General features: G+C 65.2%; 19 protein-coding genes. 9 read left to right on the top strand and 10 right to left on the bottom strand.

The window, feature by feature from the left end; translation table 11 throughout:
• Window positions 1–79: 79 nt before the first annotated feature.
• Window positions 80–1,243, bottom strand: a complete 1,164-nt coding sequence (locus CJU94_RS29880) for a porin (RefSeq protein WP_095422182.1) — start codon at window positions 1,241–1,243, stop codon at window positions 80–82.
• Between the two features lie 381 nt (window positions 1,244–1,624).
• Here CJU94_RS29880 and CJU94_RS29875 point away from each other — a divergent pair, with 381 nt between their 5' ends.
• The 9 genes from CJU94_RS29875 (at window position 1,625) to CJU94_RS29835 (ending at window position 12,688) form a co-directional block, all read left to right on the top strand.
• The gene (locus CJU94_RS29875; RefSeq protein ID WP_095422181.1) at window positions 1,625–2,254 is read left to right on the top strand and encodes a DUF2889 domain-containing protein; all 630 of its coding nucleotides are present in this window, start codon (window positions 1,625–1,627) and stop codon (window positions 2,252–2,254) included.
• A gap of 130 nt (window positions 2,255–2,384) precedes the next feature.
• Window positions 2,385–5,219, top strand: coding sequence for a winged helix-turn-helix domain-containing protein (locus CJU94_RS29870; protein WP_095422180.1), 2,835 nt, complete (start codon window positions 2,385–2,387; stop codon window positions 5,217–5,219).
• Window positions 5,220–5,429: 210 nt separating this feature from the next.
• Window positions 5,430–7,310 carry a feruloyl-CoA synthase gene (locus tag CJU94_RS29865; protein ID WP_095422179.1) on the top strand — a complete coding sequence of 627 codons (1,881 nt, stop codon included), beginning with the start codon at window positions 5,430–5,432 and terminating at the stop codon, window positions 7,308–7,310.
• A 45-nt stretch (window positions 7,311–7,355) separates the two neighbouring features.
• On the top strand, window positions 7,356–8,495 hold the full coding sequence (locus tag CJU94_RS29860; protein ID WP_095422178.1) for an acyl-CoA dehydrogenase family protein: 1,140 nt from the start codon (window positions 7,356–7,358) through the stop codon (window positions 8,493–8,495).
• Window positions 8,496–8,526: 31 nt separating this feature from the next.
• Entirely contained in the window at window positions 8,527–9,711 is a 1,185-nt protein-coding gene (locus CJU94_RS29855; RefSeq protein ID WP_095422177.1) for a lipid-transfer protein, read from the top strand.
• A 27-nt stretch (window positions 9,712–9,738) separates the two neighbouring features.
• Window positions 9,739–10,179: a MaoC family dehydratase N-terminal domain-containing protein gene (locus CJU94_RS29850; RefSeq protein WP_095422176.1), complete on the top strand. Its 441-nt coding sequence runs from the start codon at window positions 9,739–9,741 to the stop codon at window positions 10,177–10,179.
• A 10-nt stretch (window positions 10,180–10,189) separates the two neighbouring features.
• Window positions 10,190–10,606 carry a MaoC family dehydratase gene (locus CJU94_RS29845; RefSeq protein ID WP_095422175.1) on the top strand — a complete coding sequence of 139 codons (417 nt, stop codon included), beginning with the start codon at window positions 10,190–10,192 and terminating at the stop codon, window positions 10,604–10,606.
• Between the two features lie 24 nt (window positions 10,607–10,630).
• Window positions 10,631–11,455 carry an SDR family NAD(P)-dependent oxidoreductase gene (locus tag CJU94_RS29840; RefSeq protein WP_095422174.1) on the top strand — a complete coding sequence of 275 codons (825 nt, stop codon included), beginning with the start codon at window positions 10,631–10,633 and terminating at the stop codon, window positions 11,453–11,455.
• Window positions 11,456–11,611: 156 nt separating this feature from the next.
• Window positions 11,612–12,688, top strand: a complete 1,077-nt coding sequence (locus CJU94_RS29835) for an MBL fold metallo-hydrolase (protein ID WP_095422173.1) — start codon at window positions 11,612–11,614, stop codon at window positions 12,686–12,688.
• 71 nt (window positions 12,689–12,759) lie between these two features.
• On the opposite strand, the gene CJU94_RS29830 is transcribed toward CJU94_RS29835, so the two are convergent.
• The 9 genes from CJU94_RS29830 to CJU94_RS29790 all read right to left on the bottom strand — a co-directional run bounded on the left by CJU94_RS29830 (window position 12,760) and on the right by CJU94_RS29790 (window position 23,194).
• Window positions 12,760–13,704: an electron transfer flavoprotein subunit alpha/FixB family protein gene (locus CJU94_RS29830; RefSeq protein WP_095422172.1), complete on the bottom strand. Its 945-nt coding sequence runs from the start codon at window positions 13,702–13,704 to the stop codon at window positions 12,760–12,762.
• Between the two features lie 10 nt (window positions 13,705–13,714).
• Window positions 13,715–14,464 carry an electron transfer flavoprotein subunit beta/FixA family protein gene (locus CJU94_RS29825; protein WP_095422171.1) on the bottom strand — a complete coding sequence of 250 codons (750 nt, stop codon included), beginning with the start codon at window positions 14,462–14,464 and terminating at the stop codon, window positions 13,715–13,717.
• Window positions 14,465–14,502: 38 nt separating this feature from the next.
• Window positions 14,503–15,663, bottom strand: a complete 1,161-nt coding sequence (locus tag CJU94_RS29820) for a CaiB/BaiF CoA transferase family protein (RefSeq protein ID WP_095422170.1) — start codon at window positions 15,661–15,663, stop codon at window positions 14,503–14,505.
• Window positions 15,664–15,806: 143 nt separating this feature from the next.
• The gene (locus CJU94_RS29815; protein ID WP_095422169.1) at window positions 15,807–17,363 is read right to left on the bottom strand and encodes a long-chain-fatty-acid--CoA ligase; all 1,557 of its coding nucleotides are present in this window, start codon (window positions 17,361–17,363) and stop codon (window positions 15,807–15,809) included.
• A gap of 180 nt (window positions 17,364–17,543) precedes the next feature.
• Window positions 17,544–18,338 (bottom strand): crotonase/enoyl-CoA hydratase family protein, encoded by a 795-nt coding sequence (locus tag CJU94_RS29810; RefSeq protein ID WP_095422168.1) that lies wholly within the window; start codon window positions 18,336–18,338, stop codon window positions 17,544–17,546.
• An 88-nt stretch (window positions 18,339–18,426) separates the two neighbouring features.
• On the bottom strand, window positions 18,427–19,428 hold the full coding sequence (locus tag CJU94_RS29805; RefSeq protein WP_095422167.1) for an acyl-CoA dehydrogenase family protein: 1,002 nt from the start codon (window positions 19,426–19,428) through the stop codon (window positions 18,427–18,429).
• A gap of 26 nt (window positions 19,429–19,454) precedes the next feature.
• On the bottom strand, window positions 19,455–20,612 hold the full coding sequence (locus tag CJU94_RS29800; RefSeq protein ID WP_095422166.1) for an acyl-CoA dehydrogenase family protein: 1,158 nt from the start codon (window positions 20,610–20,612) through the stop codon (window positions 19,455–19,457).
• A 41-nt stretch (window positions 20,613–20,653) separates the two neighbouring features.
• Window positions 20,654–22,222, bottom strand: coding sequence for an acyl-CoA synthetase (locus tag CJU94_RS29795; protein WP_095422165.1), 1,569 nt, complete (start codon window positions 22,220–22,222; stop codon window positions 20,654–20,656).
• Window positions 22,223–22,258: 36 nt separating this feature from the next.
• A complete protein-coding gene (locus tag CJU94_RS29790; protein WP_095422164.1) occupies window positions 22,259–23,194 on the bottom strand; it encodes an SDR family oxidoreductase in 936 nt (311 codons plus the stop codon).
• Window positions 23,195–23,259: the final 65 nt, after the last annotated feature.

The raw sequence follows: 23,259 nt of genomic DNA, 5'->3' as shown, positions 1-23,259 counted from the left end.
GAAAGCAGTGGCGACAGCGCTCACGACAGCGCTCACAAGCGACGCCGCCGGGCAGCGTCCCCGCTCGCGCGTACCGTCGTCAGAAGCGATGTGTCATGCCGAGCACGGCGAGAACTTGCTTCGAACCGCTGGCGACTCCCGTCACACCCGGCCAGCTCATGTTTGCGCTGCCGTTGTTCTTCAGATAACCGGCCCGCATGTAAAGGCTCGTACGCTTGGACAGGCTGTGGTCGACGCCGACTTCGATACCCGGCGTATTGTCGTGAACGCCACGCACATCCCGCTCGATGCCGGCGATTTCGATCACGTCCACGGGTGTCGCCTGAATCGTCGCGCCCAGCTCGATAATGCTGTACGAGTGAACCAGCGAAGCCAGCGGCAACTTGACGGTGGGCGTGACAGTGACCAGTGCGCCGGCGGGCGCATCCTTTGGCCGGTTGTACGAATAGTTGAACTGGAAATTCACGATGCCCAGCCGGTATGCCAGTGCGCCGGTGAAGTGCTCCGTGCCCATCAGGTCGAATGTGGTCAGCAGCGTCGGGGCAGTGGGCACCAGCGGCGCGCTCTCCTGCGACCCATGCTGATATTGGTAACCGACACCGGCGTAAAAACCATAGCCCGAATAGCTCGCGGCCAGGTCGACCATCGCGCCGGATCGAACCGGCACGGGTTGCGTCACCGTGGTCGGCATGCCGTACATGGCGTAGACGTGCACGCCTCTCATGTCGGGCGATGAGTAGAAGATCGAGTTGCTGGTGCGTCCGGACACGTACTGCGTGGCGAGCGTGGACCGGTCGGTTGCGCCGGCGAGGTCGGCCGCTGCGAGCGGCGACATGACTTCGTTACCGCGGAACGGATCGGTGAAGTAGACGGCCCAGAAGCTCGGCTGATACTGGCGGCCGAAGCTCAGTTGGCCATAGGAGTCGTGCTTCAGCCCCACCCACGACTGCCGGTAGAACATCGCCGTACTGTCGGCAAAAAAGGCGCCGTTGTTGATGTTGAAGCCGGTTTCGACGTCGAACACCGCCTTCAGCCCGTTACCGAGTTCTTCGGTCCCCTTCAGGCCGAACAGGGAACCCGTGGAACCGCCGCTTCGTTCGGAATACGAATGTTTTCCACCATTATCCAGATACTGGACGAACACGTCCGCTACCCCGTACAACGTCACGCTCGATTGGGCCGCCGCTCCTCCAGCGGCGAGAATCAATGTGGCGCCGCAAATGCTCTGACTCATAAAACGCATGCATGTCTCCTCTTTGTGTTTACCGTGTCCGACGGACACGGGGCAAGCCAACTCATGCAGATGTCCGCCGGGACGACGGTCGGCCATAGCCCGGCCGACCGCAGCGAGCCCATATTGCAGGCACGTCCGGGCAGATGACCTACCCGAACAGAGGGGGGACGGGAATACCCCGAGCGATGAAGGTGTAGCGATACGCGCCGAAGCCGCCCCCCCGACATAGGGGGCGGCTGGCGTCCGGCGTTCAAATAGGCTCAGTGATATCGATCACTCAAGGGCCGACGCGATCGTGGCGGCGGAACATGCGCTGTCCGCGTTGCGACGAGAGCCCGGTCTGATTCGTCTCCCATCAATCGAATGATTGCTTCCGCCCACGAGATATCCATGTCTGCCATTCCATCGAATCCTCCAGCGCGGCGGCTCGTGCACACACGCCGTGTCGAATGCATGGGCTTCGAACGAAGCGACGGCCTGTTCGACATCGAAGGACACATCCGCGATACGAAGGCGGAAGACTCGAATCTGCTCTTCAAAACCGTGCCGGCCGGCTCACCGATTCACGACATGCGCATCGTCGTCACGATCGATTCGAACCTTGTGATCCATCGTATCGAGGCTCATACCCACTCCGCGCCGAGCCGCTTTTGCACGGAGATCAACGAGGCCTATGCCGGCCTCGAGGGCGTAACCATCGGCGCGGGCTTCATGAAGGAGGTCAAGAGCCGCCTGAGCGGTCCGAAAGGCTGCACGCATCTGACCGAGTTGCTCGGTCCCATTGCCACGACCGCCATCCAGACATTGATGGGTTGGCACAAGGCCGCCCCGGCCAGGGGCGAGGCTGCAGACCCGGCAATCGGCGCACCGGCTCATCCAATGGTCGACACCTGTCACGCATGGCGCGCGGGTGGCGAGGTCGTGCAATTCGCGTTGCGGCGCAATCGGGAACCGGGGCAAGGGGTAAGCGAAGGGCAAGGGCGGACCGCCGGCGCACGCCGCCCGCCGGACCAGCGATGATTGGGGAAGACACTGTCCTGCCGGCTGCGAAACCGCTACCTGCGCTGCGCTACAATGAGCCGATTATCATTTCGTCCTTTGGCCCTCGCCGACCAGGCGCGAAGCCGGGGCGCGCAAGGCGCAGGTCACGATGCCGCAGAATTCCCCTCCCGTGGACCCACGCCGCTCCCAAGGCGGCGCCGCGGAATCCCGAGCTGATCCCCGTTTGATTGCGCCGCGCAGTACCGCCCGCGTCGTCGCGCGCGAACGACTGCTAGCCCAGTTACTCGACGCTCGGCGCAACCGGTGCGTCGTGCTTCAAGGACCTGCCGGTTGCGGCAAGACGACGCTGCTGATCGCCTGGCGCGAAGCTTTGCTTTCGCTCGGTTTCGATATCGCCTGGCTGACACTCGTGCCGGAAGATAACGAACTGGCGCATTTTCTCGACTACCTCGTTGCCAGCCTCGCTCAGGTCGACCCGGCGATGTGCCACGAAGCGACCTTGCTGGGCGGCCGCGGTATGGACGACGAAGCGGTCGAGCGCACCGTCATCGCCCTCGTGCGCGGTATCGCCGCGCATTCGAACGATGTGGTGCTGGTGCTGGACGACCTGCATCACGTTGCCAACGCCCGCAATCACGAAGCATTGCAATGGCTGCTCGACTACGCGCCGGCGAACTTCCATCTGGTATTCGTCTCGCGCGGCACGGTGCCTCTTTCGCTGGGACGCCCACGCGACCAGGGCCTCGTGCTGGAACTGGACATGCGCGATCTGCGTTTCACGGCCGCCGAATCCGAAGCCTTCCTCAAGGCCCGGTTGGGCGAAATCGGCCAGCGCGAAGCGCGTCACATGCACGAATTGACCGACGGCTGGGTGGCGGGACTGCAACTCTTCGCCATGCGTCTGAAAGGAAAGAAGCAAGGCACAACGGATCTCGCACCGTCAGATCCGCTTGCGAACACCCAACTTCTGGACGCGCGCGGCTTTGCCGCGTATTTCGAACGCGAAGTGCTGTCGCGCCTTGCGCCTCCCGAGGTGGAGATGCTGGTGCGGATGGCGAGCTGCACCCGGGTATGCGCGCCGCTGTGCATCGCATTGATCGGCGACAGGCAGTCGCCTGCCGAAGTGCGGGCGTTGCTGACCAGACTGGACAACGACAACCTGTTCATCGCGCCGATCGAGAGTTCGGGTAGCGAGACCTGGTATCGGCTGAACCCGCTCTTTCGCGAGACGCTGCTCGAGCGTTTTCGTGCACGCAGCGAACTGCACCAGCGCGAGGTGCATCTGGCGGCGTGGATCTGGTTTCGCGACCATCGCCAGCCCGACGACGCCGTGCGCCATGCGTTACTCGCGGGCGAGCCGGCCGCGGCCGCCGATCTCGTGCTACGCGTTGCCCGGACCATGCAGATCGAAGGCGACCTGCGCAAGCTGGTCAGGCTGATACGCATGCTTCCGCTCGCCGAAGTGCAGTCGCGTATCGGACTGCGCCTGTGGATGGTGCATCTGCAACTGTATGCGCGTGAATTTGATGCATGCGCCGCAGCCATCGCGCGCCTGCAATTGGATATCCCCGAAAGCGATGCGAATTCGCGCTACCGGCTGATCCTGTTGCAGGTCGCTCTGGCCGTCCAGCGCGACGACACGGACGAGGCGATATCGGTGTTGCCGCACCTGCGGCAAATCCCCGCTCACGCCGACAGCCTCACCGTAGGCGCCCGCAACAATCTGCTGTCGTGGATCTACATGCGCCGCGGTGAATACGATGAAGCGCGGCGCGTTCAGAGCGAGGCGCCGCGACCGCTCGTGAGCGGCGCACCGCTCGTGGGCACGCCGGCCGGCACGCTGAACGGCCGCTGCATCGCCGGCTTCAGCTACGCGTTGGAGGGCAGGTTCATTCAGGTGGAGCGCATCAGTCGCGACGTTCTGTTTGAAGCCGATCAACTCGGCAGCGCGGCCGCCGAAGCGGCGTGTTTCGCGGCGGCGCTGCTCGGCGAAGTGCTGTACGAATTCAACGAATTCGACGCGGCCCGCAAACTCCTGGAGGACCGTGTCGACGTGCTCGAACGCGTGTCGATTCCCGACTCCGTATTGCGGGTGCTGACTGTGCTGTCGGCGGTTCATTGGGAAGCGGGACATCGCCTCGACGCCTTCGCGTATCTCGAGCGCCTCGAAGAATACGCGACGCAGTACGGCTTGCCACGGCTCGTCGCGCATAGCTTGGCCGAGCAGATTCATCGCCATCTGCTGAGCGGTCAGTTCGATGCAGCGGAAGCCGGCCTCGCCCGGCTCGACATGATCGCGGCCCGCGTGGTGGCCACGGCGGCAGGCACTGCCGCGGAAATCCACGCCATGGCGGAGCGCTCGCACATCAACTGGTGTATCGCCCACGAGGATTTCGAGGGCGCCGCGAGCCGTCTTCAGGCACTGATCCCATTCTGCGAAGCGCGCGGCTGGCAACGGCACATTGCGCACTTCCAGATGCAAGCCGCCATCGTCGACGCCCGGCGCGGTCGGCCCGACGCCGCGCGCGAAGCCGTGCTCGCCGCGCTGCGCCGAGGCCACCGGCTGGGGCTCGTGCGCGGCTTGCTCGACGCCGACCCCGGCGCGTTGGATCTCATTACCACGGTGGTGAAAAGCGAGGCGCACGATCCGGTTTTGTCCTTCTATGTGAACCGGCTGCAAGCGGCGCGAAAGGCCACCTCGGCTAGCGGCGCGGAGCCGGCCGTCAAACCCGCCAGCCGAAGCGCGCCGCCCACTGCCGCCGAGACGCTGAGCGAGCGCGAAACACGGGTTGTCGGCCTGCTTGCACAGGCATTGCCGAACAAGAAGATTGCCCGCACGCTCGGCATTTCGCCAGAGACCGTCAAGTGGCATCTGAAGAACATCTACGGCAAACTCGGCGTGACCAGCCGTGACGAGGCTGTGGCACGCGTGCGCGATCTCGAACTGGGCTCGACGCCCGTTGCCGGTGAAGAGACCGACTGACGCGCCTGCCTCTTTACGTGTTCCTCCGGGTAGTCCCTCACCCCTCTGCTGCATCCCGCCTCGCTACCCACCTCGGGTGGTTCGCTCGTGGCCACGAGCCACTATTCTATAAGTCAAGGGGTCGCGCGCAGCCGTTCACGGCAGGCGCGCCTCTCACAACAAACGCCGGCGCGCACCCTGTCGCGCGCTGAAGCTCAGGAGACAAGCGTAATGACTACGCTCATGGCTAGTGAATACACGGCAGCCCCTTACCGTCCCGTACGCTTTCCGGAACGTCGTCCGCGCGTCGAACGCCGCCCCGACGGCACGTTGATGCTGAGTTCCGCCAGCCCGCCCCCCGACATCGCGCACAACAGCTTCGCCGATTTCATTCCCGAATGGGCCGAGAGCCGCGGCGATAGTCCGGCGTTCCGCGAACGCGACGGCAGCGGCGCATGGCGCACGATCAGCTGGCGCGACCTGTGGCGTCAGTTGCAAACGGTCGCTGCGTGCCTGCTCGAAATGGGCCTTGGCCAGCAGCGTCCACTGGTCCTGCTCTCGGGCAATTCGATCGAACAGGCGGTGCTTCTGCTCGCGGCCGAGTATGTCGGCATTCCTGCCGCACCGGTTTCACCAGCCTATTCCACGCTCAGCAAAAACTTCGCGCGCCTGAAAGGCGTGCTCGAACTGGTGCCGCCCGCAGCCGTGTTCGTGCAGGACGCGGCCTCGTTCGAACGCGCGCTCGCAATCGACGAACTGGCGGCAACGCCGGTCATCGCCGCACACAACGTCCAACCCTCGCAACGTGCATGGGCCGACCTGCTGGCCGCCGAGATGACGCCGGCGCGCGTCGCCGCCGTTGCCGCGGCGCACGCGGCCATCCGTAAGGACGACACCGTCCGCGTCCTCTTCACGTCGGGCTCGACCGGAACGCCGAAAGGCGTGCCGCTTGCTTACCGCAACTTCAAGGCGGTCGCCGCCTACTACGCCGACAATCTCGGCTGGCTGCGCGAATCGCAACCGGTGTTTCTCGACTGGCTGCCGTGGCACCACGGCCTTGGCGGCGTGCTGAACATCGGGCGCTCCGTGCAATTCGGCGCGACTCACTATATCGACGACGGCCGCCCGGTCCCTGGTCTGATCGAACGCACCGTGCGCAACCTGCGTGAAGTGTCGCCCACGGTTTTCACCAGCGTGCCTTCCGCATGGGCGGTGCTGGCAGGTGAACTGGAGCGCGACCCCGTGCTCGCGCGCAGCCTGTTCGCCAATGTGCAGTATTTCGGCTACGGCGGAGCAAGCTTGCCGTCGGACGTGTGGCATCGCATCCAGCGTGTGGCGGTGGATACCATCGGCAAGCGCATCGTCTTCTCCACGGGCCTTGCCTGCACCGAAACGAGCGGCATGGGCACCTACTGCGGCTGGCCTTCGAGCGATCTCGGCAACATCGGCGGCCCAGTGCCGGGCTCCGAGGTGAAGCTCCTGCCGCTCGAAGGCGGCGACGGCCGCTACGAAATCCGCATGCGCGGCGCGAATGTGTTTGCCGGCTATATCGGCAATGCCGCGCTCACCGCCGCCGCGTTCGACGACGAAGGTTACTTCCGCCTCGGCGATGCCGTGCGCCTCGCCAATCCGGAAGACCCGGCCGAGGGCCTGCTCTTCGCCGGCCGGGTGGTCGAAGACTTCAAGCTGACGAACGGAACCTGGGTGCGAACCGGCGCGGTGCGGCTGGGCTTGCTCGATCTATGCGCTCCGCTCATCTCGGATGCCGTGATCTGCGGCCACGACCACGAATTTCTCGCCGCGCTGGCCTGGCCGAACGTCGCCGCCTGCCGGCGCCTTGCACCCGAACTCGCCGAGCTCGACGCGGCCGCGCTGGTCGAGCATCCGGTCGTGGTCGCCGCGCTGCGCGAACGTCTCGCCGGCCATAAAGGCGGCGGCGCCAGCCGGACCATTGAACGCTTGATGCTGATGGCCGAACCCCCTTCGATCGACGCCAATGAGATTGCCGAAAAAGGCTACGTGAACCAGGCCGTGACCCGCGCACGCCGTGCCCATCTGATCGAACAGCTCTACCACCCGGAACCTGCAGCGCATATCGCCCGCGCGCGATAACGCCGTCTATCGAACCACGCCGCATTCATTTTCAGGAATTTAGTGATGCAAATTACCCGTACCGTTTTTCGTGAGGATCATGAAATGCTGCGCACCACGGTGCGTCGCTTCCTGGAGCGCGAGTGCACGCCTAAACAGGTCGAGTGGGACAAGGCCGGCCGCGTCGACCGCGAGACGTGGCTGAAAGCGGGCCGCGAGGGCTTGCTGTGCCTCACGCTGCCGACGGAATACGGCGGCGGAGGCGGCGACTTCGGCCACGCCGCGATCCTCAACGAGGAAGTCAATCGCGCCGGCCTGAGCGGCCTGGGCTTTGGCGTGCACTCCGACATCATCGCGCCGTATATCGCTCGCATCGGCAATGAGGAACAGAAGCAGAAATGGTTGCCGAAGGCCTGCAGCGGCGAATCCATTCTCGCGATCGGCATGACCGAGCCCGGCACCGGCAGCGACCTGAAGGCGATTCGCACCACCGCCCTGCGCGACGGCGACGAGTATGTGATCAACGGCAGCAAGACCTTCATCAGCAACGGCCTGAACGCCGATCTGATCATCCTGGTCTGTAAGACCGATCCGAGCGCGGGTTCCAAAGGCGTCAGCCTCGTCGTCGTCGAAGCGGCCCGTGAAGGCTTCCGCCGCGGCCGCAAGCTCGACAAGGTGGGCATGCACTCGCAGGACACTGCCGAGCTGTTCTTCGACAACGTGCGCGTTCCCGTGAGCAATCGTCTCGGCGAAGAGGGCAAGGGCTTCGCTTACCTGATGGGCGAACTGCCGCAGGAGCGGCTCTCGATCGCGATCGGCGCGGCCGCAAAACTCGAAGCCTGCCTCGAGCACACGATCAACTACGTCAAGGACCGCCGGGCCTTCAATCAGACCGTATGGGACTTCCAGAACACGAAGTTCAAGCTGGCCGACATCAAGGCGCAGGCAACCGCCGTGCGCGTGCTGGTCGACCACTACCTCGCCGAGCACGTGCGCCGGCGTCTGACGCTGGAAGAAGCGGCGATCGCCAAGCTGTTCGCGACGGAGTCGCTCGGCAAGGCGCTCGACGACATGGTGCAGCTGCACGGCGGCTACGGCTACATGCTGGAGTACCCCGTGGCCCGCGCGTTCGCCGACGCACGCGTCAACCGTATCTATGGCGGCACGAGCGAGGTCATGCGCGACCTCATCTCCCGCAAGCTGTAATTCGAATATTCCATTTCCAAGGAGCAGTGATATGACTCGTAACGTGTTCGTCGCCGGTGTCGGCATGATTCCGTTCAAAAAGCCCGGCACCAGCGACCCCTACGACGTAATGGGCGCGGGCGCTGTGCGCGAAGCACTGGCCGACGCGGGAATCGATTACGCGGAAGTGCAGCAGGCCTACGCCGGCTATGTGTACGGCGATTCGACCTGCGGTCAGAAAGCGCTCTATCACGTCGGCATGACCGGCATTCCCGTCATCAACGTGAACAACAACTGCGCGACGGGCTCATCGGCCTTGTTCCTCGCGCGCCAGGCGGTGCAAAGCGGCGCGGTCGATTGCGCGCTCGCGGTCGGGTTCGAATTCATGCAGCCAGGCGCGCTGTCGTCGAAATGGAGCGACCGTGCACCCGCGCTCGAACGTGCGTTGAATCTGGTCAACGAACTGGTGGATCGCACCGACCTGCCGGGCGCGATTCGTCAGTTCAGCGGTGCGGGCCGGGCTCACATGGAGAAGTACGGCACCAAGCTCGAAACGTTCGCGAAGATTCGCGCGAAAGCGAGCCGGCACGCGGCCCGCAATCCGCTGGCCGTGTTCCGCACCGTCGTGACGCCGGAAGAAGTGCTGGCGTCGCCGATGATCTGGGAAGGCGTGCTCACCCGTCTGATGGCGTGCCCGCCGACCTGCGGCGCGGCTGCGGCCATCGTGGTGTCGGAGAAGTTCGCCCGCCAACGCGGCTTGCGCACCGACGTGCTGATTGCCGGCCAGTCCCTTACCACCGACCTGCCCAGCACGTACGACTCGCGCGACATGATCCGCGTGGTCGGTTTCGACATGACGCGCGCCGGCGCGAAGCTCGCTTATGAGCAGGCCGGCGTCGGTCCGGAAGACATCGACGTAATCGAACTGCACGACTGTTTCGCGCAGAACGAGCTGCTGACCTACGAAGGTCTGGGTCTGTGCGCAGAGGGCGAAGCGGAAAAGCTCGTCAACGACGGCGACAACACGTATGGCGGCAAGTGGGTGGTCAACCCGTCGGGCGGCCTGTTGTCGAAGGGGCATCCGTTGGGCGCTACCGGTCTCGCGCAGTGCTACGAACTGACGCATCAACTGCGCGGCACTGCCGAGCAACGCCAGGTCGAAGGCGCGAAGGTCGCGCTTGCGCACAATCTGGGGCTCGGCGGAGCATGCGTCACGACCGTGTACAAGGCCGCGTAATGCGCCACTTCCAACGGAGCGCTCGAGATGATCGATAAAAAACACATCGGCAAAGTCGTTCCCGCGTTTCGCACCGTGGCCGAGGCGGGCCGGTTGCGGTTCTTCGCCAAAGCCACCGGCGAAACCAACCCGATCTACGTCGACGAATCCGCGGCTCGCGACGCCGGCCACCCGAATCTGCCGTTGCCGCCCACCTTCCTGTTCTCACTCGAACTGGAGCAGCCGGACAAGAGCTGGCGCGACGAGATCGGCATTCAGGTCGCGCGCATCCTGCACGGTGAACAGTCGTTCGCCTATCACCGGATGGCCTATGCCGGCGACGTGCTGCTGTTCGAATGCCACATTGCCGATATCTACGACAAGAAAGGCGGCGCACTCGATTTCGTAGTACGCGAAACACGCGTGACCAACCAGAAAGGCGAGCATGTGGCCGATCTGCGCAGTGTGCTGGTCCACCGCAACCGCTGAGGAGACACGAATGAGCACATTGAGCTTCGACGACATCAAGGTGGGCGACACGCTGCCGCCGCTGACGCTCGCGCCCATCGACCGCACGACGCTGGCGCTCTTTGCCGGCGCTTCGGGCGATCACAACGCGGTCCACATCGATCTCGATTTCGCGCGCCGCAGCGGCATGCCCGACGTATTCGCTCACGGCATGCTGTCGATGGCGTACGTGGGGCGCTTGCTGAACGGTTGGGTCGATCAGCGGCAACTGCGGCACTTCGGCGTGCGCTTCGTCGGCATCACGCATCTCGGACACCGGATCACGTGCAGTGGCCGGGTCGTCGAGAAGTTCGAGGCCGATGGCGAGCGCCGCGTGAAAGTAGAGATTCAAACGGCCAATCAATATGGCGAACCGCGCGTCCTCGGCGACGCCGTGATCGCCCTGTAATTGCATCAATCAAGGAGACAGGAAATGGGTAAGCTTGACGGTAAAGTGGCGCTCGTCACGGGTTCGGGTCGCGGCATCGGCCGTGCGATCGCCGAGAAACTGGCGAGCGAAGGCGCACGCCTCGTGATCAACGACCTCGACGCCGACCCGGCGCACGAAACGGTCGAAGCATTGAAGAAGATGGGCGCTGAGGCCGTGGCTTGCGTGGGCAACGTGGGGGCGCCGGACTTCGCAGAGCGCTTCATCAATACGGCGATGAGCACGTACAAGGGCATCGACATCATCGTCAACAACGCGGGTTACACGTGGGACGACGTGATCCAGAAGATGACCGACGAACAGTGGTACGCGATCATCGACTGCCATATGACCGCGCCGTTCCGTATTCTGCGCGCTGCCTATCCGCACGTGAAAGCCCTGCACGCCGCCGACAAGGAAGCCGGCCGCGACGTGTATCGCAAGATCGTCAACATCTCGTCGACGTCCGCGCTCAACGGCAATGCCGGACAGATGAACTACTCGTCGGCCAAGGCCGGCGTGATCGGCATGACGCGCGCGCTGAGCCGTGAGTGGGGGCGCTTTAACGTCAATGTGAATTGCGTCGCGTTCGGTCTGATCCACACCCGCATGACGACAGCGGACGCTCACGCCGGTGCGACCGTGAAGATCGAAGGACGCGATATCCGGGTGGGCCTCAATCCCGAGATGCTCAAGACGCACGCGCAGCGCAATCCGCTCGGCCGCGGCGGCACGCCCGAAGAAGCAGCCGGCGGCGTCTATCTGTTCTGCTCGCCCGAGTCGAACTACATCACGGGGCAGACCATCGCGGTCGCGGGCAATCTGCAGTAATCCCTACGGTCCCGGCATTCTCCGGGGTCTCGTCTTCGCTGGCATGCGTTGCAACGCATGCCAGCGTTTGCACTTCGACGACTGGGCGCTGGCGCTTCGCGCCGCTCGCTCACTCGCCTCGTCAGTTGGCCGACGTCTTCCGGAGCCCAACCCACCATGACCGACGACACCCGCGTCGCGCCCACCGGCAGCGTGCTTCCTGCCGTGCGCTATCCCTTCGATTCGCCTCCAGCGTCCGGAACCGCAATAGAGGTTGCGCCGGACGTGCGCTGGATTCGCATGCCGCTGCCCTACTCGCTCGATCACATCAACGTGTGGACAATCGCGGACGGCGACGGCTGCGCTATCGTCGATACGGGAGCACGCACGGACGCCGCGACAGCCTTATGGCGTCGTCTTTGCAGCGAGTCTTCCGCGGAACGCCCTGTCACGCGCGTGTTCGTCACGCATATGCACCCCGATCATGTGGGCATGGCAGGCTGGCTCACGCGGACTTTCAACTGCCGCCTGTGGATGACGCGCCTCGAATACCTCAATTGCCGCGTTGCCGCGTCGGACACCGGCCGCGAGGCGCCCGACGATGGCGTGGATTTCTACCGCCGGGCGGGCTGGAGCGCGGCGGCGATCGAAGTCTATCGCTCGCGCTTTGGCCGCTTCGGGCAGCACATTCATGCGCTGCCGGACAGCTTCCGACGCCTGCATGACGCGGAGGAATTCGCGATTGGCGCGCACACGTGGCGAGTGATCGTCGGCACCGGACATTCGCCTGAGCACGCGTGCCTGTATTGCCCAGAACTCAAGCTGCTCCTTTCCGGCGACCAGGTGCTGCCGCGGATCTCATCGAACGTATCGGTGTATCCGCTCGAACCGGACGCCAATCCGATGGCGGACTGGTATGCGTCGATCGCAAAACTGAAGGAGCAGGTTCCGGACGATGTGCTGGTGCTGCCGGCCCACAACGACTGTTTTTACGGCCTGCACGCGCGTTTGGATCATCTGCGCCGCAGCCAGGAGCGCAGCCTCGATCGCTTGCGGCAAGCGCTCGGCGAACCGCGGCGCGCCGTCGACGTGTTCGGTGCGCTGTTTGCGCGCAAGGTCGGCGAAGAGGATATGTCGCAGATGAGCCTCGCGACGGGTGAGAGCCTTGCGTGCCTGAACTATCTGATCGGGTGTGGCGAAGTTCAACGCGAACTCCGCGACGACGGTACGCACTGGTATTCGCTGGTGTCGTAACAATGCAAGAGGGGCATCGCCGCGCGACGCAGCGATGCCCCTCTTTCTCGCCGGTGCTGCGTGAAGACGCCTCAGATCGCGTCGACCAGCTGCGGCACAGCATCGAATAGATCGGCTTCCAGGCCGTAATCTGCAATGCTGAAGATCGGTGCCTCCGGATCCTTGTTGATCGCGACAATGACCTTCGAATCTTTCATCCCCGCCAGGTGCTGAATGGCGCCCGAGATACCGCACGCCACATACAGCTGCGGCGCGACGATCTTGCCCGTCTGACCGACTTGCCAGTCATTCGGCGCAAAGCCCGCGTCGACCGCCGCGCGGCTTGCGCCGAGCGCGGCGCCGAGCTTGTCGGCGAGCGGTGTGAGGACTTCGTTGAATCTGTCGCTGCTGCCGAGCGCGCGGCCGCCGCTCACGACGATCCGCGCGTCACCGAGTTCCGGCCGGTCGCTTGTCGCGACCACGCGCTCGACGAAGGCGGACAGACCGCTATCCGCTACCGCGTCGACGGGTTCGATCTGCGCCGCGCCGCCTTCGGCCGCTACAGCGTCGAATCCCGTCACACGCACGGTGAGCACCTTCACTGGATCGCCGCTTTGCACCGTCACCAATGCATTGCCCGCGTAAATGGGACGCTGGAACGTGTCCGGGCTCACCACGCGAACGATATCCGACACCTGCGCCACGTCGAGCAGCGCCGCGACGCGCGGCGCGACGTTCTTGCCCGCACTGGTGGCAGGAAACAGGACATGGCCATAACCCGCGGCGAGCGCGACAACCTGGGCCGCGATATTTTCGGCGAGACCCTCGGCGAGTTGACGCGCATCGGCGAGCAGCACGCGCGCCACGCCTTGGATCGCGGCAGCGGCGTTTGCCGCGCCAGTCGCTTGATACCCGGCCACGAGCACATGAACCTCGGCGCCGCATTGCAGCGCGGCCGCAACCGTGTTCAGCGTGGCTGTCTTGATCGACCCCTGGTCGTGTTCAGCCACGACCAGCACTTGATTGGATGCAGTCATATCGATTCCCTCAGATGACTTTCGCTTCGTTCTTGAGCTTCGCGACCAGCGCCGCGACGTCGGGCACCTTCACGCCCGCGCTGCGTCCGGCCGGCTCCGTCGTGCCGAGCGCCTTAAGGCGCGGCGTGACATCCACGCCCAGCTGCTCCGGCGTGACGACATCCAGCGGCTTCTTCTTCGCCTTCATGATGTTGGGCAGCGTCGCATAGCGCGGCTCGTTCAGGCGCAGGTCGCTCGTGACCACGGCGGGCAGCTTGAGCCGCAGCGTCTCGAGTCCACCGTCGATTTCCCGCGTGACGGTCGCACAATCGTTCGACAGCTCCACGCGGCTCGCGAACGTGGCCTGCCCAAAACCCGCGAGCGCCGCCAGCATCTGGCCGGTCTGGTTGCAGTCGTTGTCGATGGCCTGCTTGCCGAGAATCACCAGTTGCGGCTGCTCCCTGTCGACCAGCGCCTTGAGCAGCCCGGCAACCGCGAGCGGCTGCAACTCTGCGTCCGTTTCGACCAGAATGCCGCGATCCGCGCCGATCGCCATCGCCGTGCGCAAGGTTTCCTGCGAGGCGTTCGTGCCGCACGACACCGCGATCACTTCGCTGACCACGCCCTTTTCCCTCAGGCGCACCGCTTCCTCGACCGCGATTTCATCGAACGGATTGATGCTCATCTTGACGTTCGCCAAGTCGACGCCCGAACCGTCCGACTTGACTCGAACCTTGACGTTGAAGTCCACCACGCGTTTCACCGCGACCAATACTTTCATTTGCTGTCTCCACATCCCACTTGATTTTCTGACGACGCCTACGCTTGCGGCCGGTAACTCAAGCCATGCTCGCGCATGCGTTCGACAGCGGCTTCGTCGAAACCCCAATCGCGCAACGCGGCGAGCCCATGTTCGCCACGCTGCGGCGCGGGTTTTGCGATCGTCGACGGCGTCGCGGAAAAGCGCGGCGCCGGCGCCGGCTGGACCACGCCCGCCACTTCGACGAAGCTGCCGCGCGCGCGGTGCTGCGGGTGCGCCGGCGCTTCCGAGAAACTCAACACCGGCGCGACGCATGCGTCGCTGCCTTCGAACACCGCGCACCATTCGTCGCGCGTGCGCTTGAGAAATGCCGCGGCAAATCGTTCACGCAGCACCGGCCAGCCGCTGCGGTCGTGCTGTGCCGGCAGGCCCGCCTCCGCGAGGCCGAGCTTAGACAGGAATTCCGCGTAAAAGCGCGACTCGACCGCGCCGACCGCCATATAGCCACCGTCTTTCGTGCGATAGCTGTCGTACCACGGCGTGCCGCCATCCAGCAGATTGCTGGCGCGCTCTTCGCGCCAGTTGCCCGAGGCGAGCAGCCCCCAGATCACCGAGCCCAGCTGCGCCGCCCCCTCGATCATTGCGGCGTCGACCACCTGGCCCTCCCCGCCGCGCTGCACGTTCAACAATGCCGCCACCACGCCCAACGCCAGCAGCATGCCGCCACCGCCATAGTCGCCCACGAGGTTCAACGGCGGCACGGGCGCCTCGCCGGCGCGGCCGATGCCCGACAACACGCCGGACAATGCGATGTAGTTGAGATCGTGACCCGCCCGCTGCGCGAGTGGCCCTGTTTGGCCCCACCCCGTCATGCGGCCGTACACGAGACGAGGATTGCGCGCCAAAGCGGCTTGCGGCCCCAGCCCGAGACGCTCCATCGTGCCGGGCCGAAAACCCTCGATCACGACATCGGCGCGCGACATCAGATCGAGTGCGGCCTCGGCCGCCTGCGGTTGCTTCAGATCGAGCGTGACCGAGCGACGCCCGCGCCCCGTGACGTCGGCACGCTTGCCGTTGGTCTTCGGCCCCAGGTCCTGGGGTGGAAGCGGCCGGTCGATGCGCAAGACGTCCGCGCCCATATCGGCCAGCAGCATGGCGCCGAAAGGACCCGGGCCGATGGCCTCGAATTCCAGTACGCGAATACCGCTCAAAACACCCATCGTCCCTCCAGTCTCCGTTTTGCATGACGGCGCGCGTGGCGCACCGCTGTTCGTTGGCACCGATCCTGGATCGGCGTGGCCTGAGTAGAAGTAAGCCAGAACGCGGAGCAAACCGGACCACCCTGGCCGGGTAGCGAGGCCGGCTAGTTGACGGCGCGCGCCCTGCCGGCCCAATACGGCGCGCGGATTTCGCGCTTCAGCACCTTGCCCGCGCTCGACAGCGGCAACTGCGCGCGGAACTCGAGCGACTTCGGGCATTTGTAGCCGGCGATGAACTGCCGGCAATGCTCTCGGATCTCTTCTTCTCCAGGCGTCGCGCCAGGCTTGCACACGACCACGGCGTGCACGGCCTCGCCCCACGTGTCGTGCGGAATGCCGATGACCGCGCACGCGGCGACCGCGGGATGGCGGGCGATCACACTTTCCACTTCGGCGGAGTAAACGTTCTCGCCACCGCTGACGATCATGTCCTTGATGCGGTCCACGATGTAGAGGTAGCCCTGAGCGTCCATGTAAGCGCCGTCGCCGGTATGTAGCCAGCCGTCGCGAATGGCCTGCGCGGTGTCCTCGGGCTTCTTCCAGTAGCCGGCCATGACGTTCGGCCCGCGCACGACGATCTCGCCGACCATGCCGCGCGGCACTTCCTCGCCGTCGCCATCGACCACCTTCACCATCAGGCCCGGCAAGCCGCGACCGATCGAGCGATACAGCCCGCTCTTGCGGCCCGCTTCGTCGTGATTGGAAGGCGAATTCGCCGAAATGCTCGGACACGCCTCGGTCATTCCGTACGAATGCGCGAGCTGGATGCCGGGCAGGGCTTCGATCAACCGGTCCAGCAGCGTTTCCGGGATCGGCGATGCACCGTAGGTGAGGCGCTTCAGGCTGCTCAAGTCGGTGCGGGCAAAGTCAGCATGGTTGAGCACCGCCTGGATCATGGTCGGTACGAGCAGTGTGTCGCTCACGCGCTCTTCGCCGATCGCCTTGAGCACTTCGCCCGCGTCGAAGGCTGCAATGACGACGTGCGACTCGCCGGCAATGAACTGCACGAGCGCACGCCCGAGTCCCGCCACATGGAAGAAAGGCGCCGCGTGCAGAACCGCGCTATGCGGCAACGGCGCCGACTCGGCGATCCGCATGATGCACGACGACCAGATGTTCAGATGCGTCTGCATCACGCCCTTCGGAAAGCCGGTCGTGCCGCCGGTGTACATGATGCACGCCAGATCCGCGCCACCACGGCCGGCGTCCGGCATCGGCGCCGCGGCCGCGATCAGGGCGTCGAACGAGAGCATGCCGGGTGGCGCCGCGCCGTCGCCGGCGTGAATCAGGATCGGCGCGCTCCGAGCCAGCGCGCACACCTCTCGCGCGATATCGACGAAGTGGTCGTCGACGATCAGGATGCGCGTGTCGCAATCGTTCAGCGAATAGGCGATCTCCGCCGCGCTCCAACGGATGTTGACCGGGTTCAACACACCGCCGCCCCACCATACGCCCATCACGTATTCGAGGTAGCGGTCCGAATTGAGCGCGAGCATGCCGACCCGGTCATCCGCTGTCATGCCCATGCCGCGCAATGCGGCCGCCAGACGCGCCACCCGGTCCGCGAATTCGCGAAAAGTCCGCCGGCGACCTTTGAACGAAATCGCCACCCGATCCGGGTTTTGCTGTATCGAGCGATGCAGGCCCTGGGTCAAATACATGCTGGCCTCCTTGGCTATGGATAAGCGATTAAGGCAGCCGCGCCGCGAACCTCGCGGAATCCTGCGCGCGCGGGCGAAGCGGGATGGCGAATGCCGAAGCAATCGGTAATGCGGGTGCGAAAGCGCTGCGTGTGCAGCGTGTCACGTGCGCCGTCGCGCGCCAGACGATCCGCCGCCGCTCTATCCATTGAACGACGGCGAGCGTTTCTCGATGAACGCCGCAACGGCCTCGCGATGATCCGCCGTTTGATGCGAAAGCGCCTGATAAGCCGCCGACATTTCCAGCAGCGTATCCAGCCGGCAATGCATGCCTTCGCGCAGCAAGCGCTTGGCCAGCCGTACCGCGTGAGGCGGATTGGCGGCGATCGACCGCGCAAGGCCTTGCGCGATCGTCAGCAGTTCGCCATGCGGCACGACGCGCGAAACCAGATTCCATTCGAGCGCCTGCTGCGCATCGATCATCTGACCCGTGAAGGTCAATTCCGCGGCGCGCGACAGGCCGACGATGCGCGGCAGCAGCCACGCGCCGCCGTCGCCGGGAATGATGCCCAGCTTGACGAAACTCTCGGCGAATCTGGCACGCTCGGACGCGATGCGGATGTCGCACATGCACGCGAGATCCAGTCCCGCGCCGATCGCCGCGCCGTTCACGGCGGCGATGACCGGCACCTCCAGATTGAACAGCGCCAGCGGCAGTTGCTGAATGCCGCGCCGGTAGTCCTGGCGAATCTCCATGCCGGGCATGGTGCCCGACGCGTGCCGCTCCATGTCGTGGATATTGCCGCCCGACGAGAACGCCGTGCCGGCGCCCGTCAGGATCACGGCGCGCACCGCACGGTCGGCTTCGATCCGCGCAATGGCCGTCAGGAACTCCTCCACCGCCGTGTTGCCGGTGAGTGGATTGCGCCGTTCCGGTTCGTTCATCGTCAGCGTGACGATGTGTCCGTCCTGTTCGTAGTTCAGAAATTGGCTCATAGGATGTCTAATCGTCTTCCCTGCTGTTCAGGTTTTATCGCAACCGCCGCGGCGGCGCGATCAGATGGGCTGGCCGCCGTTCGCCCGCTCAAGCGGCCACGGCGTAGGGCGCGGTTCGCGCGAAGTCCGCGATCGTGCCGTGCTCCTGCGCGAGGACCGCGTTCCCCACCACGTGATTCCAGAATGCCTCCGAGCCGTCCGCCATGCGCCATTCGTGCAGTCTGCGCGTATAGAGCTGGAGGTCGTATTCGGCGGTGACGCCGATCGCGCCGTGCAACGCATGCGCCGTCGATGCCACCAGCGGCACCGCCATGCTCGTGCGCGCCTTCGCGAACGCCGTCGCGAGCCGTTCGGGGACGGCGCCCGAACCGGCGAACGCCAGTTCCGCCGCCATCCCGGCAGACGCCACGTGCTCGGCCATCACGCTCAACTGATGCTGCACGGCCTGGAACTTGCCAATCGAATTGCCGAATTGCGAGCGATCGTTGCAGTACTGCAGCGTCATGGCGAACACGCGATCCATCGCGCCGGCGATAGCGGCCGCATGGATCGCCGCGCTGAACCGCTGCACTTCTTCTCCGTTCACGCCAAGCGGTGCGGGGACAGCATCGAGCCCCCAGCCGAGCGTGCCGCTAAAACTGCCGTGCACGCCGCATGGCTTGCGTTCGGCTCGCGCTGCGTCGAGCAGCAGCAGATCACCGTCGACATTGGCCAGCACATGATCACAGGTCATGCCGAACGGCACCTGAGGTGCCTCCACCGCACCGTTCTCGCGACGGCGGCAGGCGCCGGCGAGCGTCGTCATGCCGGCAGGCGCCGCGACGCCGGCGTCGCGCAGGAGCGCGCGCGCCGCGATACTCTGCGCAAGCGGCACGGGTATCGCATAGCGTCCGAAGGCCGTGAAAACCGGCGCGATCGCCGGCAGCGACAGTCCGGCGCCGCCGGCGCTTTCCGGCGTCAGCAACTCCAGAAATCCGGCCTCCTCCACTGCGTTCCAGATAGACGCGGGGGTGCCGCCGTTCTCGATCGCGCGGATCGCTTCGGGTGTGGCGCGGTCGCGCAGAATAGCTTCGATGGCTTCGGTGAACATGCAGGTCTCTTCCTCGTCCAGATGGGTTAGCGCAAGCCAAGACCGCGCGCGATCATGCCGCGCAGCACTTCGCGCGTACCGCCGCGCAGCGAGAAGGTCGGTGAAATCTGGCTGAGGTAGGCCACCGTGCGATACAGCTCGGGGTCGAGGGTCTGCGCGGGGTTCGCGCTGATCGCGGCCTCCAGTTGCGCGGGAATCGCCTGTTCGAACTCGGTGCCGATGTCCTTGACGAGCGCCGCCTCGACCACCGGGCTTTCACCGTGCGCGAGTCGCGCGGTGACCGCGATCGACAGGCAGCGCAGCGTGGCGAGCTGCGTCGCAAAGCTGCCGAGCAACGCGAGCTCGGCGTCGTTGGCGCCGTCGCGGCGCAATTGCGCGCGCCAGCAGTCGAGCAGTACGACGCTCGAATAGAGCCGTTCGGGGCCGCTGCGTTCGAACGCCAGTTCGGCCGTCACCTGATGCCAGCCGGCGCCCTCGTCGCCGATCAACGCATCGTCGGCGAGAAAGACGTCGTCGAAAGTCACCTCGGAGAAGTGAGCGTCGCCGGTGAGGTCCACGATCGGCCGCACGTCGACGCCGGGCAAGGACAGATCGACGATGAACTGCGACAGGCCCTTCTGCCGATCTTCCGCCACGCCCGACGAGCGCACGAGCGCGATCATGTACTGGCAATGCTGCGCGTTGGTCGTCCAGATCTTGCGCCCGGTCAGGCGCCAGCCGCCATCGCGGCGCACTGCGCGTGTACGCACGCTTGCGAGATCGGAGCCCGAGTCGGGCTCGCTCATGCCGATACAGAAGAACGCGCTCGCGGCGCAGATGCGCGGCAGGTAGAAGTCCTTCTGCGCCTCGGTGCCGTAGCGCAGAATCAGCGGACCGCTTTGACGGTCGGCGATCCAGTGCGCGGCGACCGGCGCACCCGCGGCCAACAGCTCCTCGACCAGCACGAAGCGGCGGAACGCGTCCATGCCCGCGCCGCCGTAACTGGCCGGCAGGGTCAGGCCGATCCAGCCGCGCGCCGCAAGGCGTCGGCTGAAGTCCGCGTCGAAGCCCATCCAGGAACGCGCTCGAATGTCGACCGGCGCCGGCGGCAAGTGTTCGCCGAGAAAGTGCTTCACTTCCGCGCGGAAGGCTTCAGCCGCGGCGGGCAGCGCCGTCAGGTGAAAAGCATCCAACAGGTTGTTCACGTCTCACTCCAGATTTTTTGTAGTCGCCCCGGCGCCGCGGGCTAAGACCCCGCGCGCTCCGCTCGCGCGCCATAGCGCTCACGCAGTGCCTGCTTGTACAGCTTGCCGGTAGGCAGCCGCGGCATCGCGTCGATGAACTCGATCGAGCGCGGCACCATATAGCGCGCCACGCGCGTGCGCAGGTAAGCCAATAGCCGTTCCGCAAGCGCGTCCGACGGCGCCACGCCGGGCGCCGGTTCGATAATCGCTTTGACCTGCTCGCCCATCTCGGCATCCGGCACGCCGATCACCGCCGCATCCTGCACATCGGGATGCACGGCCAGCGCGTCTTCGATTGCTTGCGGATAGATGTTGACGCCACCCGAAATGATCATGAACGCCTTGCGATCGGTCAGATACAGATAGCCGTCCTCATCCACATGACCGATGTCGCCGACCGCTGTCCAGGCCGGATGGCGGGGATGTTGCGCGGCACGGGTCTTGGCCGGGTCGTTGTGGTAATGGAACGGCAACTGGTCCCGCTCGAAATAGACGGTTCCGGTTTCGCCGGCCGGCAACTCGTTGCCGTCGTCGTCGCAGACATGAATGACGCCGAGCAGCGCGCGGCCGACCGAACCGGGATGCGCGAGCCACTCCCCGGTATTGAGCGCGGTCACGCCATTGCCTTCAGTCGACGAGTAATACTCCTCGATGATCGGCCCCCACCAGTCGATCATCTGCCGCTTGATCTCCTGCGGACACGGTGCGGCCGCATGAATCGCCACGCGATGGCTCGACAGGTCGAATGCGCTGCGCACGGCCGGGCTGAGCTTGAGCAGGCGGATCAGCATGGTCGGCACCCACTGGCTGTGCGTGACGCGATAGCGCTCGATTGCTTGCAGCGCTTCGAGTGGATCGAACTTCTCCATGAAGACCACGGTGCCGCCGCCGAACTGCGTTTCGATTCCGTAGCCGAGCGGTGCAGTGTGATAGAGCGGCGCCGGCGACAGATACACCGTTTGCGCGTCGAAGCCATAGCGCTCGAATTGCGGACGGCGTGCGGAGCCGGAACCTTCGGTCACCCGGCCGGCGGGTTGCGCGCGAATGATGCCTTTGGGACGGCCGGTCGTGCCCGAGCTATAAATCATCATGGCGCCCAGCCATTCGTCGGCAAGGCGCGTTGCGGGATACCGGCCGGTGAGGGCTTCGTAGCTGTCCCATCCGGCAATGGTGCCGTCGACCATCAACCGCAGACGGCACGTCGGCATCAGGCCGGTCAGTTCGGCCGCGAGTTCGCGCATGGCATACGAGCTGACCACCACCCTCGCCTGGCTGTCCTCGATAATGCCGGCTGCTTCCGCCGCGGTCAGGAAGCGGTTGACCGGCGTGATCGTCAGACCGGAGCGCAGCGCGGCCCATGCGAGCTCGAAGCAGCGCATGTTGTTCTCGAGCACCATGGCGATAGGGTCGCCACGCCGCAGCCCGGCCGCGTACAGACATTGCGCGAAGCGATTGGACCGCTCGTCGAGTTCGCGATAGGTCAGGACCTCGCCGCTCGTGCTATTGATCGCGGCAGCCTTATCCGGCGTCAAACCGGCATGGTCGCCGAGGTACTTCGGGGTTCCGCTCATGCCTACTCTCCTGCGATGCGTGACGGTTCGGAACGCTTACGCCACCGTCGCCGGAATCTCGCCCGAGGTCAACGCATTCGGCGCGGCCTGTTCCACCAGCCCCGGTATCAACGCGCCGAGTTCGGCCGCATCCCAGCGCCCGTCCTTTTCGATGCGCGGACCGGCATGCCAGCCTTCGGCCACCGTGATACGACCGCCGCGCACGCCGAACACACGCCCGGTGATGCCGCTCGACGCACCGCTGCCAAGCCATGCCACCAGTGGCGCGACGTTGCCGGCGTCCAGCGGATCGAAGCCCGGTGCGGCGCCCGCGGTGAATTCGTCGCGACGCTTTGCGAAGATGTCTTCGGTGAGGCGGCTCATCGCGGTCGGATAGATCGCATTCACGGTCACACCATAGCGCTCCAGCTCACGCGCCGCAATCACGCTCATTGCCGCGATGCCCGCCTTTGCCGCGCCGTAGTTGGCCTGGCCCGCATTGCAATACAGCCCCGACGACGAACTGGTGTTGATGAGCCGCGCCACGCGCTCGCGACCCGCCTTGGCCTCGTCGCGCCAGTACGCGGCAGCGTGGCGCGACGGCGCGAAGGTGCCGCGCATGTGCACGCGAATCACCGAATCCCAGTCTTCCTCGCTCATGTTGGCGAGCGTGCGATCGCGCAGAATACCGGCGTTGTTGACCAGCACGTCGAGCCCGCCGAAGACGGAAATGGCCGTGTCGATCATGTTCCTGGCGCCGTTCCAGTCGGCCACGTCATCGAAGTTCGCAACGGCTTCGCCGCCGAGCGCTTCGATTTCGGCAACCACCTCGAGCGCGGGGCCGCTCGCCGCGCCCGACCCGTCCCCCTTGCCGCCGAGATCGTTGACGACGACTTTCGCGCCCTGGCGGGCGAACTCCAGAGCATATTCGCGCCCCAGGCCTCGCCCGGCGCCGGTGATGACTACAACGCGATTCTTGCAGAGCTGCTGCATGGGAAATCCTCAGTTCTATTGACTATCCAGATTGCGCAAGACACGACGTGCCGCCGGCCTGCGCT

The organism is Paraburkholderia aromaticivorans, from assembly GCF_002278075.1.
In the GTDB taxonomy this organism is placed as follows: Bacteria; Pseudomonadota; Gammaproteobacteria; order Burkholderiales; family Burkholderiaceae; genus Paraburkholderia; species Paraburkholderia aromaticivorans.
The sequence above is the reverse complement of the archived record's forward strand: the minus strand, read 5'-3'. Positions and strand labels throughout refer to the sequence as shown.